This is a genomic window from Pseudomonas pergaminensis (assembly GCF_024112395.2).
Taxonomy (GTDB): Bacteria; Pseudomonadota; Gammaproteobacteria; order Pseudomonadales; family Pseudomonadaceae; genus Aquipseudomonas; species Aquipseudomonas pergaminensis.
This window is the reverse complement of the sequence record NZ_CP078013.2, coordinates 1,092,404-1,109,674: the sequence shown is the minus strand read 5'-3', so window position 1 is coordinate 1,109,674 and position 17,271 is coordinate 1,092,404. Positions and strand designations below refer to the sequence as shown.

At 61.3% G+C, this 17,271-nt stretch carries 13 protein-coding genes and 1 pseudogene; 6 read left to right on the top strand and 8 right to left on the bottom strand.

Annotated features, from left to right (window positions below; all coding sequences use genetic code 11):
* Positions 1–5 precede the first annotated feature (5 nt).
* The 4 genes and pseudogenes from KUA23_RS05015 to KUA23_RS05005 all read right to left on the bottom strand — a co-directional run bounded on the left by KUA23_RS05015 (position 6) and on the right by KUA23_RS05005 (position 2,858).
* Positions 6–1,079 carry a methyl-accepting chemotaxis protein gene (locus KUA23_RS05015; RefSeq protein WP_428847455.1) on the bottom strand — a complete coding sequence of 358 codons (1,074 nt, stop codon included), beginning with the start codon at positions 1,077–1,079 and terminating at the stop codon, positions 6–8.
* A 219-nt stretch (positions 1,080–1,298) separates the two neighbouring features.
* Positions 1,299–1,580: pseudogene (locus KUA23_RS30235) on the bottom strand (PAS domain-containing protein); the annotation flags it as partial.
* Between the two features lie 107 nt (positions 1,581–1,687).
* On the bottom strand, positions 1,688–2,458 hold the full coding sequence (locus KUA23_RS05010) for a transporter substrate-binding domain-containing protein (RefSeq protein WP_078046970.1): 771 nt from the start codon (positions 2,456–2,458) through the stop codon (positions 1,688–1,690).
* A gap of 166 nt (positions 2,459–2,624) precedes the next feature.
* Complete coding sequence (locus KUA23_RS05005) at positions 2,625–2,858, bottom strand: hypothetical protein (RefSeq protein WP_099494074.1); 234 nt, start codon at positions 2,856–2,858, stop codon at positions 2,625–2,627.
* Between the two features lie 217 nt (positions 2,859–3,075).
* On the opposite strand from KUA23_RS05005, the gene KUA23_RS05000 reads away from it, so the two are divergent.
* The 6 genes from KUA23_RS05000 to KUA23_RS04975 all read left to right on the top strand — a co-directional run bounded on the left by KUA23_RS05000 (position 3,076) and on the right by KUA23_RS04975 (position 12,641).
* A complete protein-coding gene (locus KUA23_RS05000) occupies positions 3,076–4,242 on the top strand; it encodes an efflux RND transporter periplasmic adaptor subunit (protein WP_252993522.1) in 1,167 nt (388 codons plus the stop codon).
* On the top strand, positions 4,239–7,328 hold the full coding sequence (locus KUA23_RS04995; RefSeq protein WP_346356375.1) for a multidrug efflux RND transporter permease subunit: 3,090 nt from the start codon (positions 4,239–4,241) through the stop codon (positions 7,326–7,328). The genes KUA23_RS05000 and KUA23_RS04995 overlap by 4 nt, the downstream gene beginning before the upstream one ends.
* Before the next feature lie 26 nt (positions 7,329–7,354).
* The gene (locus KUA23_RS04990) at positions 7,355–8,032 is read left to right on the top strand and encodes a heavy metal response regulator transcription factor (RefSeq protein ID WP_078046966.1); all 678 of its coding nucleotides are present in this window, start codon (positions 7,355–7,357) and stop codon (positions 8,030–8,032) included.
* Positions 8,022–9,386 (top strand): heavy metal sensor histidine kinase, encoded by a 1,365-nt coding sequence (locus tag KUA23_RS04985; protein ID WP_100491465.1) that lies wholly within the window; start codon positions 8,022–8,024, stop codon positions 9,384–9,386. Before KUA23_RS04990 ends, KUA23_RS04985 begins: the two co-directional genes overlap by 11 nt.
* A gap of 352 nt (positions 9,387–9,738) precedes the next feature.
* On the top strand, positions 9,739–11,061 hold the full coding sequence (locus KUA23_RS04980; protein ID WP_252993521.1) for an OprD family porin: 1,323 nt from the start codon (positions 9,739–9,741) through the stop codon (positions 11,059–11,061).
* 86 nt (positions 11,062–11,147) lie between these two features.
* Entirely contained in the window at positions 11,148–12,641 is a 1,494-nt protein-coding gene (locus KUA23_RS04975) for a sensor domain-containing diguanylate cyclase (RefSeq protein ID WP_252993520.1), read from the top strand.
* 185 nt (positions 12,642–12,826) lie between these two features.
* On the opposite strand, the gene lpxC is transcribed toward KUA23_RS04975, so the two are convergent.
* From lpxC to KUA23_RS04955, 4 genes are all read right to left on the bottom strand, one after another.
* Positions 12,827–13,738 carry a UDP-3-O-acyl-N-acetylglucosamine deacetylase gene (gene lpxC / locus KUA23_RS04970; protein ID WP_003171886.1) on the bottom strand — a complete coding sequence of 304 codons (912 nt, stop codon included), beginning with the start codon at positions 13,736–13,738 and terminating at the stop codon, positions 12,827–12,829.
* A gap of 112 nt (positions 13,739–13,850) precedes the next feature.
* Positions 13,851–15,056 carry a cell division protein FtsZ gene (gene ftsZ, locus KUA23_RS04965; protein WP_017526184.1) on the bottom strand — a complete coding sequence of 402 codons (1,206 nt, stop codon included), beginning with the start codon at positions 15,054–15,056 and terminating at the stop codon, positions 13,851–13,853.
* A 65-nt stretch (positions 15,057–15,121) separates the two neighbouring features.
* A complete protein-coding gene (gene ftsA / locus KUA23_RS04960) occupies positions 15,122–16,384 on the bottom strand; it encodes a cell division protein FtsA (protein ID WP_010213031.1) in 1,263 nt (420 codons plus the stop codon).
* A gap of 15 nt (positions 16,385–16,399) precedes the next feature.
* Positions 16,400–17,269, bottom strand: a complete 870-nt coding sequence (locus KUA23_RS04955) for a cell division protein FtsQ/DivIB (protein ID WP_016974963.1) — start codon at positions 17,267–17,269, stop codon at positions 16,400–16,402.
* Positions 17,270–17,271: the final 2 nt, after the last annotated feature.

Here is a 17,271-nt window from a genome sequence, read left to right as displayed (position 1 = left end):
TTGGGTTACCGCTGCTGCCCCCAGAACTCCTGCGCCAACTGGCGTAAATCCTCCGCCAGCGCCGCCACATCGCCTGAACTGAGCTGGCTCTGCTGCCCGGCGCTGACCGTGGCCTCCCCGGCATTGCGAATGCCAACGATATTGCGGTTGATGTCCTCGCTCACCGTGCTCTGCTCTTCCACGGCGGTTGCTATCTGCTGGCTCATGGCGGTGATTTGCGTGACACGCTGACTGATGCCGTCCAGCGCTGCGGCGGCCCGCTGTGCCTGCTGGACGCTGGCTTCGACATGCTCGCTGCTCTGCGCCATCGCTTGTACCGCATCCCGTGCGCCGCCTTGCAGGGTGCTGATCATGCGCTGGATTTCATCGGTCGATTGCTGGGTGCGCTGGGCCAGGCCGCGCACTTCATCGGCCACCACGGCGAAGCCACGCCCCTGCTCACCCGCCCTCGCCGCTTCGATGGCGGCGTTCAGCGCCAGCAGGTTGGTCTGTTCGGCAATCGTGCGGATCACTTCCAGCACGCCGCTGATTTCGCCACTGTGGCTTTCCAACTGGTGAATGACTTCGGTGGCGCGTGCCAACTCCTGGGACAGGCGCAACACGGCATCACGGCTTTCATCCACGCGCTGATGGCCTTCGCGGGTCTCGTTGCCGGCCTGGTCGGCCGCCTTGGACGCCTGCTGGGCATGGTTGGCCATTTCGGCCACGCTGGCGGCCATCTGGTGGATGGCTGCGGCTATCTGGTCGGTCTGAGTCTGTTGGCCGAGGCTGCTGGCGTGGCTGCTGTCCAGGTGCCGCACCAACTGCGCAGCGTGGCCCGACAGCCGCTGGGAGGCGTCGCCGATACGCCCCACCACCGCTCCTACCTGGGCTTCGAGCATTTGGAAGGCGAATTCGATTTGCCCGCACTCGTCCCGGCGCCCGGTGTAGATTGCCTGGCTCAAGGGGTTGTCGGCCACCCGGCGTGCACGCTGCTGCAGGTGGGACAGAGGTCGCAGGATCGCCTGCGCGCCAACCGCACCGACCGCACACCCGGCCACCAGGGCCAGTAACTGCCAGCCCAGCGCGTAATTCGCCAAGCCCAAGCCCAGGGCTCCGGTGACACCGCAGGTGAAGGCGACCCAAGCGAACAGTTTCATGCCCAAGCCAAGCACCGGCCAGGCTGGCCGTTTGCCCGCTCGCAAGCGCGCATAGACCCGCTCTGCTGCAGCGATCCGACGCGCATCCGGCTTGGTACGTACCGATTGGTACTCCACGGCGGCCCCGTCCCGGCTCACGGGCGTGGCATACGCGCTGACCCAGTAATGGTCACCGTTCTTGCAGCGGTTTTTCACCATGCCCATCCACGAACGCCCCGCCTTGAGGGTTCGCCACATATGGGCGAACGCCTCGGACGGCATGTCCGGATGACGCAGGATGTTATGTTTCACGCCGAGCAGCTCATCGCGGTCGTACCCGCTGATGTCGATGAAGTCCTGGTTGGCGTAGGTAATCGCGCTGGTCAGGTCGGTGGTCGAAAGGATGTTAGCGTCGGGGGCAAAGTCCACATTCCGACCGGTGACCGGCAGATTGATCTTCATGGAGAAGCGCGCTCGTAATTGTTGGAGGAGTCGGCAGGGCGTCGACTCTAAGCGCACCAAGGGGGCAAATACTGATCCAGCTCATGTTCCGCGCAATTAATTAGCCATCACGGTAGGTCGAGGCGATAAGGCGCAAGGATCCGCTGGTATTCACCATTGTGCATCAGCTGTTCCAGCGCACGGTTTAGCTCGGTACGCAGCGCGGTGTCAGTCTTGCGTAACGCGATCGCCACACCGTTGCCCAGCAGTTCGTTGGAAACGGCGGGGCCGAGGAAGTCGAAATCCTGGCCGGCAGCCGTGTCGAGCAGGGCCTCACGGATTTCCACGGTGCCCTGCAGCGTCGCATCGATATCGCCTGCCACCAGGCTGCGGACCAGTTCGTCGTTGAGCCAGAAGCTCTTGATGATCACGCCTTTGCGCGCCCATTTCGCATGCGCAAAGGCTTCGCGATTGCTGCCCAGCAACACGCCGACACGCTTGCCCTTGAGCGACCTTGGCGTCGGCATAAGGCCCGAGGTTCGGCGCGCGACCAGGCGCGTGGTGAAGGGGTAGAGGTTTTCGGTGAAACTCACCCAGCGCCGCCGCAAAGATGTCGGGGCTATGCCCATGATTGCATCGAATTGCCGCGCTTCCAGACCTTCGAAGTTTTCAACCAGCACCTGGTCAACCCAGGTACAGCGCACATTCAACTGCTGGCAAAGGGCGTTGCCCAACTCGATATTCAGACCGACCAACTGCCCTTGCGGGTTGCGGCTCTGGAAAGGGGCAAATTGCGCGGCAACGGCGAAGCGGATTTCACGTCGCGGTTGATCAAGGCCTGCGACGGCATCCACCGCCAGTAATAGGGCAAGCGCTACACAGAGATGTATCAGGGGCACAGGAAACGTCCTTTTCCGGAAAGAGCGCCCTCCGCTGCACGCCCGTTAACCAAACCGGGGTGAAGCGGAAGCCGTGCAAGCTTTCAAGAAACGGTCGCAGACCTACAAGCAGAAACATCAACGGAGGCTGTAGGCAATATCCGTCAAATGTTACAGATGATTAATCTTAACGTTTACCCATGGAACGGCGTGTACCGGGCGGGGCCATACCCGGGCTCTTGGTGTGGCCGTTCTTGGCGCCGTTCTTGTACCAGGGCTGGGCGGCATTCTTGGCTCCGGCCAGTTCACCCGGTTTGAAGGGGAATTTGAACGCCGGGATCTCGGCTTTTTCAACGCCTTCGGCGCTGGCCGGATCGACGAGGTCGTCCGCTTCAACAGGGGGTTGTGTCGGGGAAGTCATAAGGGCTCCGGCGCGGGTATTGGTGTAAAAGCGCGAGTATAGCGGGGCCGGAGGGCCAAGCGGTAAGCTTCAAGCGGTAAGTTTAAAGCACTAGCTGTCATGGCTGTCAGTTTGACGTCACGATCCTGACCGGGTCGCCGCGCTATAAAGCTTTTATCCAAATCTCAACTTGCAGCTTGCAGCTTGAAACTTGCAACTGCGCCTCTGGTGTCCGTCGATGCACATTCAACGAAAAACCGCCCTGATCGTGGGGGTCCTCGTGGTGTTGGCCGTTGCAACCTGGGCACTGACCCGAGCGGCCAAGTCCAAACTGGCGGCACCCACCGCTATTCCCGTGCGGGTGGTGAGCGTGGCGCAGCAGGACATTCCGCGCTTTGTCAGCGGGATTGGCTCGGTGCTGTCGCTGCACAGTGTGGTGATTCGCCCGCAAGTGGACGGCATCCTCACTAAATTGCTGGTCAAGGAAGGCCAGTTGGTCAAGGCCGGTGACCTGCTGGCGACCATCGATGACCGCTCGATCCGTGCCAGCCTGGATCAGGCCAAGGCCCAACTGGGCGAAAGCCAGGCGCAGTTGCAGGTAGCGCTGGTCAACCTCAAGCGCTACAAGGAGTTGAGTGTCGACGACGGCGTGTCCAAGCAGACTTATGACCAGCAACAAGCCCTGGTCAACCAGCTCAAGGCCACTGCCCAAGGCAACCAGGCCGCAATCGATTCAGCTCAGGTACAACTTTCCTACACTCAGATTCGCTCGCCGGTCAGCGGACGCGTCGGTATTCGCACCGTGGATGAAGGCAACTTCTTACGCACCGCCGATACCCAGGGCCTGTTTTCCGTGACCCAGATCGACCCGATTGCCGTCGAGTTCTCCCTGCCGCAACAAATGCTGCCCACCTTGCAGGGCCTGATCGCGGCGCCCACAAAAGCCAGCGTCGATGCCTACCTGGGCGCCGACACCGATGGCCAGACCGGCGACTTGCTTGGCGAGGGTCACCTGAGCCTGATCGACAACCAGATCAGCTCCACCACCGGCACCCTGCGCGCCAAGGCCGAATTCAACAACGCCTCGCAGCGCCTGTGGCCGGGGCAACTGGTGACCATCAAGATCCAGACCGCCCTCGACAAAAACGCCTTGGTGGTGCCACCGACCGTGGTGCAGCGCGGCCTGGATTCGCACTTCGTGTACCGGGTCAACGGTGACAAGGTCGACGTGGTGCCGGTGCAAGTCACCTACCAGAACAGCGACGTGAACATCATCAAGGGCGTGCAGGCCGGGGATGTGCTGGTCAGCGACGGCCAGTCACGGCTCAAGGCGGGTGCGCAGGTGGAAATACTCAAGGAGCCGCCGCAAGTCATTCAGACCGTTGATGCCAAGGTGCAGCCATGAGCCGTTCGCCGTCAGCCTGGTGCGTCGACCACCCGGTCGCGACCCTGCTGCTGACCTTTGCCCTGGTGCTGCTCGGGCTGATTGCCTTCCCGCGCCTGGCGATCGCCCCACTGCCGGAAGCGGAATTTCCGACGATCCAGGTGACTGCCACGCTGCCCGGCGCCAGTCCGGACACCATGGCGTCATCCGTGGCCACGCCGCTGGAGGTGCAATTCAGCGCCATCCCTGGCATGACCCAGATGACCTCCAGCAGCGCCCTGGGCTCCAGCCTGTTGACCCTGCAATTCACCCTGACCAAAAGCATCGACACCGCCGCGCAGGAAGTGCAGGCGGCGATCAACACCGCGTCCGGCAAGCTGCCCAGCGACATGCCGAGCCTGCCGACCTGGAAGAAGGTCAACCCGGCGGACAGCCCGGTGCTGATCCTCAGCGTCAGCTCCAACAGCATGCCCAGCACCGAGTTGAGCGACTACGTGGAAACCCTGCTGGCCCGGCAGATCAGCCAGATCGACGGCGTAGGCCAAATCAACATCACCGGCCAGCAGCGCCCGGCAATCCGCGTCCAAGCATCGCCGGACAAACTCGCCGCCATCGGCCTGACCCTGGCCGATATCCGTTTGGCCATCCAGCAATCGAGCCTGAACCTGGCCAAGGGCGCGATCTACGGCGAGAACAGCGTGTCGACCCTGTCGACCAACGACCAGTTGTTCCACCCGGAGGACTACGCGCAGCTGATCGTGTCCTACAAGGACGGGGCACCGGTTCAACTGCGGGATATCGCCAAGGTCATCAACGGTTCGGAAAACGCCTACGTACAGGCCTGGTCCGGCGACACACCCGGGGTCAACCTGGTGATTTCGCGCCAGCCCGGCGCGAACATCGTCGAGACCGTGGACCGCATTCAAGCCGAGCTGCCGCGCCTGCAAGCGATGCTGCCAGCGTCGGTGCAGGTCAGCGTGTTGACCGACCGTACCAAGACCATCCGCGCGTCGCTGCATGAGGTGGAAGTGACGCTGCTGATCGCCATCCTGCTGGTGGTGGCGGTGATGGCGCTGTTCCTGCGGCAGTTGTCGGCGACGATGATTGTGTCCAGCGTGCTGGGTGTGTCGCTGGTCGCCAGCTTCGCGTTGATGTACCTGATGGGTTTCAGCCTGAACAACCTGACGCTGGTGGCGATCGTCATCGCGGTGGGCTTTGTGGTGGACGATGCCATCGTGGTGGTCGAGAACATTCACCGCCACCTGGAAGCTGGGCTCGACAAGCGCGAAGCGGCGATCAAAGGCGCCGGGGAGATCGGCTTTACGGTGGTGTCCATCAGCTTCTCGCTGGTGGCGGCGTTTATTCCGCTGCTGTTCATGGGGGGCGTGGTTGGGCGTTTGTTCAAGGAGTTTGCCTTGACGGCGACCTCGACCATTCTGATCTCGGTGGTGGTTTCGCTGACCTTGGCGCCGACCCTGGCCGCGCTGTTCATGCGCGCGCCCAGCCACCCTGCGCACGACAAACCGGGCTTCAGCGAACGGCTGCTGGCCGGCTATGCGCGCAACCTGCGCCGTGCCCTGGCCCATCAACGTACGATGGCGGCAATCTTCGTCGTGACGTTGGCCCTGGCCGTGGTCGGCTACGTGTTCATCCCCAAGGGGTTCTTCCCGGTGCAGGACACCGGCTTTGTACTCGGCACCAGCGAAGCGGCGGCCGACGTGTCCTACCCGGACATGGTGGCCAAGCACAAGGCCCTGGCCGAAATCGTCAAGGCCGACCCGGCAGTGGAAGCGTTTTCGCATTCGGTCGGTGTGACCGGCAGCAACCAGACCATTGCCAACGGCCGCTTCTGGATCGCCTTGAAGGACCGCGGCGACCGTGACGTGTCCGCCAGCCAGTTCATCGATCGCATCCGCCCGAAACTGGCCAAGGTGCCGGGTATCGTGTTGTACCTGCGCGCCGGGCAAGACATCAACCTGAGTTCCGGCCCAAGCCGTGCTCAGTACCAATACGTGCTCAAGAGCAACGACGGCCCGACGCTCAACACCTGGACCCAGCGCCTCACCGAAAAACTGCGCGCCAACCCGGCGTTTCGCGACCTGTCCAACGACCTGCAACTGGGCGGCAGCATCACCCACATCAGCATCGACCGCCAGGCCGCCGCGCGCTTTGGCCTCACCGCCACCGATGTGGATCAGGCGCTGTACGACGCGTTCGGCCAGCGCCAGATCAACGAATTCCAGACCGAGATCAACCAGTACCAAGTGGTGCTGGAATTGGATACCCAGCAACGCGGCAAAGCCGAAAGCCTCAACTACTTTTACCTGCGCTCGCCGCTGACAAACGAGATGGTGCCGCTGTCGGCGCTGGCCAAGGTAAACCCGCCTACCGTGGGGCCACTTTCGATCAGCCATGACGGCATGTTCCCGGCCGCCAACCTGTCGTTCAACCTGGCACCGGGCGTGGCCTTGGGCGATGCAGTGATCATGCTCAACCAGGCCAAGAATGAAATCGGCATGCCGACCACCATCATCGGCAACTTTCAGGGCGCGGCCCAGGCATTCCAGAGTTCGCTGGCCAGCCAACCGTGGCTGATCCTGGCGGCGCTGGTGGCGGTGTATATCATCCTCGGCGTGCTGTACGAGAGCTTCGTGCACCCGCTGACGATCATTTCGACCTTGCCCTCGGCAGGGTTGGGCGCGCTGATCATGCTGTCACTGATGGGGCAGGACTTTTCGATCATGGCGCTGATCGGCCTGGTGCTGTTGATCGGCATCGTGAAGAAGAACGGCATCCTGATGATCGACTTTGCCCTGGAGGCTCAGCGCGTCAGGGGCCTGTCGCCGGAAGATGCGATCTATGAAGCCTGCGTCACGCGGTTCCGGCCGATCATCATGACCACCCTCGCCGCCCTGCTCGGCGCGGTGCCGCTGATGCTCGGCGCCGGCCCTGGTGCGGAAATGCGCCAGCCGCTGGGTATCGCAGTGGTTGGCGGGTTGCTGGTGAGCCAGGCGCTGACGCTGTTCACCACACCGGTCATATACTTGTACCTTGAGAAGTTTTTCCACCGGCCCACACCAACGCCTGCGTTGGCGACCACAGACTGAGGCCCGGCCCTGGAGCCAAAAGACTCATGCGCGTACTGATTATTGAAGATGAAGAAAAAACCGCCGACTACCTGCACCGTGGCCTGACGGAGCAAGGCTACACCGTCGACGTGGCACGCGAAGGCGTCGAGGGTTTGCACCTGGCGCTGGAGAACGACTACGCGGTCATCGTGCTCGACGTGATGCTGCCAGGCCTCGATGGCTTTGGCGTGCTGCGTGCCCTGCGCGCGCGCAAGCAGACGCCGGTGATCATGCTCACGGCCCGCGAGCGCGTGGAAGACCGCATTCGCGGCCTGCGCGAAGGCGCCGACGATTACCTGGGCAAACCGTTTTCCTTCCTGGAACTGGTGGCACGCCTGCAAGCCCTGACCCGCCGCAGCGGTGGTCATGAACCCGTGCAGGTGACGGTCGCCGACCTGTGGATCGACCTGATCAGCCGCAAGGCCAGTCGCAATGGCTTGCGCCTGGACCTGACCGCCAAGGAGTTCTCGCTGCTCAGCGTGTTGGCGCGGCGCCAGGGTGAGATCCTGTCCAAGACCGCGATTGCGGAGATGGTCTGGGACATCAATTTCGACAGCGACGCCAACGTGGTGGAAGTCGCGATCAAGCGCCTGCGCGCCAAGCTCGACGGGCCGTTCGAACAAAAGCTGCTGCACACCATCCGTGGCATGGGGTATGTGCTGGAGAGCCGAAGTGTCAGCTAACTCCATCGCCCTGCGCCTGAGCGGCATGTTCACCCTGGTGGCGCTGCTGATCTTCGTATTGATCGGTGGTGCGCTTTATCAGCAAGTGGACCGGGGGCTGGGCTTGTTGCCAGGCGCCGAGCTGGATGCGCGTTATAGCGTGCTCGAATCTTCGGTGAACCGCTTCGGCACGCCGGACCATTGGGTGAAGATCAAGGCCAAGCTCAAGCTGCTGGGTGAGGAAGACAAACGCATTCGTTTCTGGGTGGTGAGCAGCGATCCGAATTATGAATATGGCGAGCCGGACGCGCAGATCCGCGCGTTTGCCGAAGGGCCTACCGGCAAGCGCGATTTGCGCCTGCCGGGCCACCATCACCCATTCAAAGTGCTGGTGAGCCAGTTCCCGGCCAAGGAGCAGCGCCCGCCCCTGCGCTTCATGATTGCCATCGATACCGAGAACTTCCGTGCAACCCAGCATCATTTGCTGGTGGCGTTGATCAGCCTCGCATTTGTCGGTGTGGTCCTGGCGGCGCTGTTGGGGTTCTGGGTTTCACGCATCGGCCTGAAGCCGCTGGGCAAGCTGTCGGACGAGGCGCAAAAGCTCGCGCCACCAAAACTCTCCGGGCGCCTTGAACTGTCGCCGCTGCCGCCGGAGCTGAGCCAGTTCGTCAATTCGTTCAACTCCACCCTCGACCGCGTCGAGCAGGCCTATTCACGCCTGGAATCGTTCAACGCCGACGTCGCCCACGAACTGCGCTCGCCCCTGACCAACCTGATCGGCCAGACCCAAGTGGCGCTGACCCGAGGGCGTTCGGCCGAGCATTATTTCGAGGTGCTGCAATCGAACCTTGAAGAGCTGGAGCGCCTACGTTCGATCATCAATGACATGCTGTTCCTGGCCAGCGCCGACCAGGGCAGCAAGGCCACCAAGTTGATCGAAAGCTCCCTGGCCGACGAAGTAGCCACCACCCTCGACTACCTGGACTTCATTCTTGAAGACGCCCAGGTCAAGGTACAAGTAAAGGGCGATGCCACGGTGCAGATCGAAAAAGCCCACCTGCGCCGTGCGCTGATCAACCTGCTGAGCAACGCGGTGCAGCACACCGCGCCTGGGCAGGTGATCGTGGTGAATATCGAGGTGCAAGAACATCAGGTGGCGATCGGCGTCACCAACCCCGGCGACGTCATTGCCAGCGAACACTTGCCACGTCTGTTCGAACGGTTTTATCGGGTGGATGCGTCACGCAGCAACAGCGGCGCCAACCATGGCCTGGGGCTGGCCATCGTCAAGGCGATTGCGCTGATGCACGGCGGTGATGTGTTCGTGCGCAGTGAGGGCGGCGGCAATACCTTTGGCATCACTTTGCCCGTCTGACACTGCCGGCGATGGCGGTGTTCGGGTCGACGTGTGCATGACTGAGCCACCGCTATCGCCGGCAAGCCGGCTCCTACAGGGACGGTGATGGGTTTGTTGCGATTTGGGCAACAGTCATTATCTTGTTACACTCTGTACCGTACCGCTCGCCTGCGTTAATTTGACGCATCGATGAGCGCGACGGCAAAGGCAGCCTCCCGCTTACCCGAATTTCCCTCGACTTATTTCCAGGGCTCTACACTGGGAATCTGTCTTAAAGCCGCTGACTTCAGCGGCTTTTTTTTGCCGTAAAAAAAGGCCAGGCACCCCCACGACATTGGCCGTTTTCCGATTGACCAAAGGAGCTACACCGGTGAAGAACTCGCTGACGTTCACCCCGTTATTTCTCGCAATTGCAGCAACGATCACCCCTCTTGCCCATGCGGCAGACACCACCCCCGCCGACGGTTTCGTCGAAGGCGCCCACCTCAATATCAACACCCGCAACTACTACATGAACCGCGACCGTCGCGACATCCACACCGATGACAGTAAGGAATGGGGCCAGGGTTTCATCGGCACCTTCGAATCCGGCTACACCCAGGGCACCATCGGCTTCGGCCTGGACGCCCATGCCATGCTCGGTCTGAAGCTGGACGGCGGTGGCGGTACGGACGGTTCCAGCATCCTTCCGTACGGCAGTGGCAACGGTAAGGCGCCCGGCTCGTTCTCGACGGCGGGTGGCGCCTTGAAAATGCGCGCGTTCGATACCGAGTTGAGGGCCGGCGACCTGTTCCTCAATAACCCGGTGATCGCCGGCGGCGCAACCCGCATGCTGCCGCAGACCTTCCGTGGCGTGAGCCTGACCAACCACAGCCTCGACGGCTGGATGTTCGAAGGTGGCCAGGCCAGCTTCACCAAGCTCTATAACCAGAGCGGCCACCGCCGCATCGGCACCAGCTACGGTGCGCTGCCCAGCAATACCGATAGCCAGCACATGAACTGGGCCGGCGTGTCGTTCAGCGGCATCGACGGGCTGACCAGCAACCTCTACGCCTCCGAGCTCAAGGACGTGTGGAACCAGTACTACTACGACCTGGACTACACCTATGTGGTGAACGAGATGATCAGTCTCAACCCCGGTCTGCACTACTACCATACCCAGGACACCGGGCAGTCGCTGCTGGGGGATATCGACAACAACACCTACAGCCTGCACTTCACCGTGGACGTCGGCCATCACAGCGTCACAGCGGCATACCAGCGGGTCAACGGCAACACACCGTTCGACTACATCGCCCAGGGCGACAGCGTGTACCTGGACAACTCCCAGCAGTACTCTGACTTCAACGGCCCCAATGAGCGCTCGTGGAAACTCAAGTACGCCTATAACTTCGGCGGCCTGGGCCTGCCCGGCCTGACCTCGGCCGTGTCCTATATCAGCGGCAAGACCGACCTGACCAAGGTCGACCCGCAAAGCCGTGGCTATAGCGCGTGGTACAGCGCCGACGGTAAAGACGCCAAGCATTGGGAACGGGACATCGACCTGAAATACGTCGTGCAGGACGGCAAGGCCAAGGACTTGGCGGTGCGCCTGCAATGGGCGGTCAACCGTGGCAGCAATGGTTACTCGGCGGTGGATCGGGATGTGGATGAATACCGGGTGATCGTCGACTACCCGATCAACGTGTTCTGACAGACGTCTTTTTCTTTTTAACCAAGCATTTAATTTTCATCGGGTAGAACTAAACTGCCAGCATCCTCACCGCTGAAGTCTGCCCGATGAGTCCACGCCCTGTTCGTACCTCACCCGCACATCCTGAGTTGTTACTGATGCTGGGCAGCGGGCTCAGCGTTGCCCTGATTGTGATCATTGTCGCGGTGCTGTTGATTCGCGAACACGCCAGCACGCTTGAGGCGGCCAAGCGATCGACCACCAATATCGCCCAACTGATCAACGCCGACGTGCTGCGTAACGTCGAGTTGTATGACCTGTCGCTCAACGGGCTGATTGCGGCCACGCAACGTGAAGACCTGTCCGGGGTTGCTGCCAATATCCAGCACTTGGTGCAGTTTGATTTATCCACGGCGGCGCCTTTCAAGGGCGAGGTCTTGCTGCTGGATGCCAACGGCAAGGTTATCGCCGACTCCTCCACACTGCGGCCCACGCCACGTAATTTTGCCAGCCGCGATTATTTCCAGGTGCATGCCAAGGACGCCAACGCCGGCCTGTTTATCAGTCGACCCTTCAAGATCCATTGCGACTGCGACCAGGTCTGGCGCATGGCATTCAGTCGACGTGTGTCGGGCCCCAAGGGGGAGTTTCTCGGCGTAGCGGTCGCGACCATGCGCCTGGCGTATTTCGACCAGCTGTTCAACACCCTGACCATCGGCAATGGCAGCAGCGTCAACCTGCTGAACAACAACGGCATTCTCCTGGCCCAGCAGCCGCTGCTCGAACGCGACATGATCGACAAGGACCTGAGTGACCGGCCTAACTTCAAGCGAATACTGCGCGACGGAAGCGGCAGCTTTCAGGCGATCTCTGCCATCAGTGGTAAAGAGCGCCTGTATACCTTTACCAATGTCGGTGCCCTGCCATTGATCGTGGTAGTAGCGTTGTCCAGCGAGGACGTATTCGCACCCTGGAGACGCGCGGCACTGCTGACCAGTGGTGCCACCGGGGTGCTCTGCGCCGGATTGTTGTGGCTGACCTGGTTGCTACGCCGGGAACTGCGAAGGCGGCGTCGCGCTGAACGAGTACTGTCAGAACTGGCAGCCACCGATGCATTGACCGGCCTGGCCAACCGGCGCGTTCTGGATGAACGCCTGCGCCTTGAGTGGGACCGCGCTCAGCGCTCCACCGAGCCGCTGACGGTGCTGATGATTGACGTGGACCACTTCAAGGCCTTCAACGACCGCCACGGCCATCACGGTGGCGACGACGCATTGCGCAGCGTGGCCCAGGTGATCGGCAGCAACATCCGCCGACCGGCCGACCTGGCCGCACGTTATGGCGGCGAAGAGTTCGCGGTGGTGTTGCCGGTGACCGACGCCAAGGGCGCCTGGGTGATCGCCGAGCACATCCGCAGCGCCATCGAGTACTTGCCGAGGGTTGGAGGTGATGAGCAGCCGATTACCGTGAGCATTGGCATGAGTACTTGGGACAAGCGTAGCCGTCAGTCGCTGGAGGCGTTGTTGCTAAGTGCGGATCAGGCGCTCTATGAAGCCAAGCACACCGGGCGCAACCGTATCGTGGATGCTTCGGTCCTTTAATGAAGACGGCGTTTCTGCGGTGAGCGGGCTTAATGTTGTGAACAGGCTTGGTGTGGTGAGCGGGCCTATTGTGGTGAGCAGGCTCACCACAATAGGCCCGATCGCCACTAAGCACCCTAAAATTCAGGCATAAAAAAAGGCCACCCGAAGGTGGCCTTTCAAAACTAAAGAAAGAGAGTTGTTACTTACACCGCCGCAACGGGACGCATGTAAGAGATCGGTGCGGTGCTGGCATCTTCGAAGGTCACGACTTCCCAAGCGTCTGTCTGCTCAATCAACTTGCGCAGCAGCTGGTTGTTAAGGGCGTGGCCCGACTTGAAGCCTTTGAACTCGCCTATCAGGCTATTGCCCAGCAGGTAGAGGTCACCGATTGCATCGAGGATCTTGTGCTTCACGAACTCGTCTTCGTAGCGAAGGCCGTCTTCGTTCAGTACACCATCCGCGTCGACCACAATGGCGTTTTCAACGCTGCCGCCGAGTGCGAGGTTGTGCTTGCGCAGGTACTCGATGTCACTCATGAAACCAAAGGTACGGGCGCGGCTGACTTCTTTTACAAACGAAGTGCTGGAAAAATCCACGCTTGCACTTTGGGTGCGGTCACGGAATACCGGGTGATCGAAATCGATCTCAAAGCTCACTTTAAAGCCTTCGAACGGGACGAAGGTGGCGCGCTTGTCGCCGTCTTCTACTGTCACTTCCCGCAGAATGCGAATGAACTTCTTGGCTGCGTCCTGTTCTTCCAGGCCGGCAGATTGAATCAAGAATACGAAGGGTCCAGCGCTGCCATCCATGATCGGGACTTCGGACGCGGAGAGCTCGACGTAGGCGTTATCGATGCCCAGGCCAGCCATGGCCGAGAGCAAGTGCTCCACCGTGTCCACTTTGACGTCACCGTTGACCAATGTGGTCGACATAGTGGTTTCGCCAACGTTTTCCGCGCGAGCAGGAATCTGCACCACAGGGTCCAGGTCGGCACGCACAAACACGATGCCGGTGTCGACAGGTGCAGGCTTGAGGGTCAGGTATACCTTCTCCCCGGAGTGCAGACCTACACCTGTGGCACGAATAATATTCTTCAGGGTGCGTTGTTTAATCATGGCTTGGACCGCTTCAGCGCAAATTGCGAACTGGTATCAACAAAGGCTGGCGATAATAGCAGACCAGACCTTTGCTGAACACCAATCACCTTCATAGCCCTGATACATTCCATTAATCGGCCTGACGACGCAGGAATGCCGGGATGTCCAGGTAGTCCAGATCATCTTGCGGATTCGGGCTACGGGACGCCGCAGCACCGGCCTGAGCCTGATTGCGCATCACGGTCGGACGGTCCAGGTCACGGTAGTTCACCGACGGCAGTTCCTGGCGCGAAGGCGCTGGAGCGGCAGCCGCTTGGCTGGCGTGGCTGGCTTGGCTGTTATGCAGGGTGTTGTCGATGACCTTCACAGGCTTCTCGATTTTCGCGCCCAGGCCGGTGGCGACCACGGTCACGTGCAGCTCGTCGCGCATGTCCGGATCGATAACGGTACCGACCTTGACCATGGCGTGCTCGGAAGCGAAGGCTTCAATGATGCTACCCACGTCGGAGTACTCACCCAGGGACAGGTCAGGACCGGCGGTGATGTTCACCAGGATGCCGCGTGCGCCTTGCAGGTTCACGTCTTCCAGCAACGGGTTGCGGATGGCCGCTTCGGTGGCTTCACGCGCACGGTTCGGACCGCTGGCGCAGCCAGTGCCCATCATCGCCATGCCCATTTCGCTCATCACGGTGCGTACGTCGGCAAAGTCGACGTTGATCATGCCTGGGCGCTTGATGATGTCGGAGATACCGCGAACGGCACCGGCCAGTACATCGTCAGCCTTGGCGAACGCGGACAGCAGGCTTGCGTCCTTGCCCAGGATAGTCAGCAGTTTCTCGTTGGGGATGGTGATCAACGAGTCGACGCTTTCAGACAGCAGACGGATACCTTCGTCGGCGATCTGCATGCGCTTGCGGCCTTCGAACGGGAACGGACGGGTCACGACAGCAACCGTCAGAATCCCCATTTCCTTGGCCACTTCGGCAATGATCGGCGCAGCACCGGTACCGGTACCGCCGCCCATGCCAGTGGTGATGAACACCATGTTGGTGCCTTGCAGCACTTCAGCAATACGCTCGCGGTCTTCCAGCGCGGCTTGACGGCCGACTTCCGGGTTGGCGCCAGCGCCGAGGCCCTTGGTCACGGCTGTGCCCAATTGCAGGATGGTCCGCGCGCCGATGCTTTTCAGCGCCTGGGCATCAGTGTTGGCGCAGATGAATTCAACGCCTTCAATGTTGCTCTTGACCATGTGATTGACAGCGTTGCCGCCGCCACCGCCGACACCGATCACTTTGATGACCGGGCTTGCGGGGATGTTGTCTACGAGTTCGAACATGTTCCCTCTCCTTTCGTTTTCTCTAGTTTTTTCGCCTACTGCTTACAACGGTGTCGCGGTAAATCTTAAAAATTGCCTTTGACCCATGCCTGCAAACGCTCGAACAACGGCGCTTTCGCCTCGTCGTCGCTGCGGTAGCTGTCACGGTTACTCGGGCCCGACAGGGAAATGCCGTCGGTCTGCTTTTGCAGCCCGTACAACAGCAAGCCCACACCGGTGGAATAAATCGGGTTGCGTACTACGTCGCCCAAGCCTTTGACGCCATGGGGCACGCCCAGGCGGACTGGCATGTGGAAGATTTCCTCGGCCAGTTCGACCGCGCCTTCCATCTTCGAGGTGCCACCGGTCAGCACGATGCCGGCCGGGATCAAATCTTCGTAGCCGCTGCGACGCAGTTCCGCCTGGATCAGGGTGAACAGTTCGTCGTAGCGCGGCTCGACCACTTCGGCCAGGGCCTGGCGCGACAGTTCACGCGGTGGACGATCGCCCACGCTTGGTACCTTGATGGTCTCGCCGGCACCGGCCAGTTTGGCCAGGGCGCAGGCGTAGCGAATCTTGATTTCTTCGGCGTACTGGGTCGGTGTACGCAGCGCCATGGCGATGTCGTTGGTCACTTGGTCGCCAGCAATCGGGATCACGGCGGTGTGACGGATCGCACCCTCGGTGAAGATCGCGATGTCGGTGGTGCCGCCGCCGATGTCGACCAGGCACACGCCCAGCTCTTTTTCGTCGTCGGTCAGCACCGAATAAGCCGAGGCCAACTGTTCAAGAATGATGTCGTCGATTTCCAGGCCGCAGCGGCGCACGCATTTTTCAATGTTCTGTGCGGCGTTGACGGCGCAGGTCACCACGTGGACCTTGGCTTCCAGACGTACGCCGGACATGCCCAGCGGCTCACGAACGCCTTCCTGGTTGTCGATCACGTAGTCCTGGGGCAGCGTGTGCAACACGCGCTGGTCAGCCGGGATCGCCACGGCCTGGGCAGCGTCAAGCACGCGCTCAAGGTCGGCGGAGCTGACTTCGCGGTCGCGGATTGCCACGATGCCGTGGGAGTTCAGGCTGCGAATATGGTTGCCCGCCACGCCAACGAATGCCGAGTGGATCCGGCAACCGGCCATCAGCTGCGCTTCTTCGATGGCGCGCTGGATCGACTGCACGGTGGACTCGATGTTCACCACCACGCCCTTCTTCAGGCCCCGGGACGGATGCGTGCCAATACCGACGATTTCGATGACGCCGTCTTCACCGACCTCGCCCACCAGCGCCACCACTTTGGAGGTGCCGATATCGAGACCGACGATCATTTTGCCGCTTTGCACGTTTGCCATGGGTCCTGCCTCTTCTTAATTCTTCGCGACAGCGGGTTGCGCTGCCGTGGGCGCAGCCGGTTCACGCCAGCCGACGGCAAGGCCGTTGGCGTAACGCAGGTCGACGCTCGCAATGTTCGTAATCTGTTCTTTCAAGGTCTTGTCATAGATGGCAATGAAGCGGCGCATCTTTTCCACCAAGCGGTCGCGTCCCAGCAACAACTGGATGCCCGGGCCGGAACTGCCTGCCCCGGTCGTCAAAAACCAGCTACCCCGTTCACGCAGTTCCAGGCGTGCAATGGAGAAGCCCATTGGCCGCAGCATCTGGCTCAAGGCCTGGTACTGCTGCATCACTTGCTGCTGCGCCCGCTGCGGCCCGAACAACTGCGGCAGGTGCTCGTAGTTCGCCAGCTCACGCGGGGTGAACGCCTGGCCCTGGTTGTTCAACAGCGCTTCGTCGCCCCAACGGGCCACGGGCAGCTGTTCTTCCAGACGGATCGTCACTTGGTCCGGCCATACGCGGCGGACTTCGGCGTGGGCGATCCACGGCATCTGTTCCAGCTCCGCGCGCATACCGGCCAGGTCGATGGTAAAGAAGCTCGCCGCCAGGTACGGGCCAATGCGCTGCTGTACCGCTTGCTGGCTGATGTAGCTCAAGTCGCCCTGCACGCTGATCTTGGTGATCGGCCGGTCGGCATACGGCAACAGACGCTGCGCGCCCTCGTAGGTTCCGAAGCCCAGCACCACCAGCAACACCGGCCAGAACAGCGCCTTGAGGAAACCAAAGTTGGCTTTCGGCAGGCGCGCCGACATCGGCTCTTTAGCCACCATTCGGCTGGCACCCCGTGGCACCGGCTTGCGGCTCGGTGCTTGTGGGGGCTGATGACGAAGCGATGCGCCTTTCATGT

Excerpts from the sequence above, each read along its gene's own strand:
- KUA23_RS05005 (WP_099494074.1), bottom strand. The coding sequence starts at position 2,858 with ATGACTTCCCCGACACAACCCCCTGTTGAAGCGGACGACCTCGTCGAT.
- KUA23_RS05000 (WP_252993522.1), top strand. The coding sequence starts at position 3,076 with ATGCACATTCAACGAAAAACCGCCCTGATCGTGGGGGTCCTCGTGGTG.
- KUA23_RS04995 (WP_346356375.1), top strand. The coding sequence starts at position 4,239 with ATGAGCCGTTCGCCGTCAGCCTGGTGCGTCGACCACCCGGTCGCGACC.
- KUA23_RS04990 (WP_078046966.1), top strand. The coding sequence starts at position 7,355 with ATGCGCGTACTGATTATTGAAGATGAAGAAAAAACCGCCGACTACCTG.
- KUA23_RS04975 (WP_252993520.1), top strand. The coding sequence starts at position 11,148 with ATGAGTCCACGCCCTGTTCGTACCTCACCCGCACATCCTGAGTTGTTA.
- lpxC (WP_003171886.1), bottom strand. The coding sequence starts at position 13,738 with ATGATTAAACAACGCACCCTGAAGAATATTATTCGTGCCACAGGTGTA.
- ftsZ (WP_017526184.1), bottom strand. The coding sequence starts at position 15,056 with ATGTTCGAACTCGTAGACAACATCCCCGCAAGCCCGGTCATCAAAGTG.
- ftsA (WP_010213031.1), bottom strand. The coding sequence starts at position 16,384 with ATGGCAAACGTGCAAAGCGGCAAAATGATCGTCGGTCTCGATATCGGC.
- KUA23_RS04955 (WP_016974963.1), bottom strand. The coding sequence starts at position 17,269 with ATGAAAGGCGCATCGCTTCGTCATCAGCCCCCACAAGCACCGAGCCGC.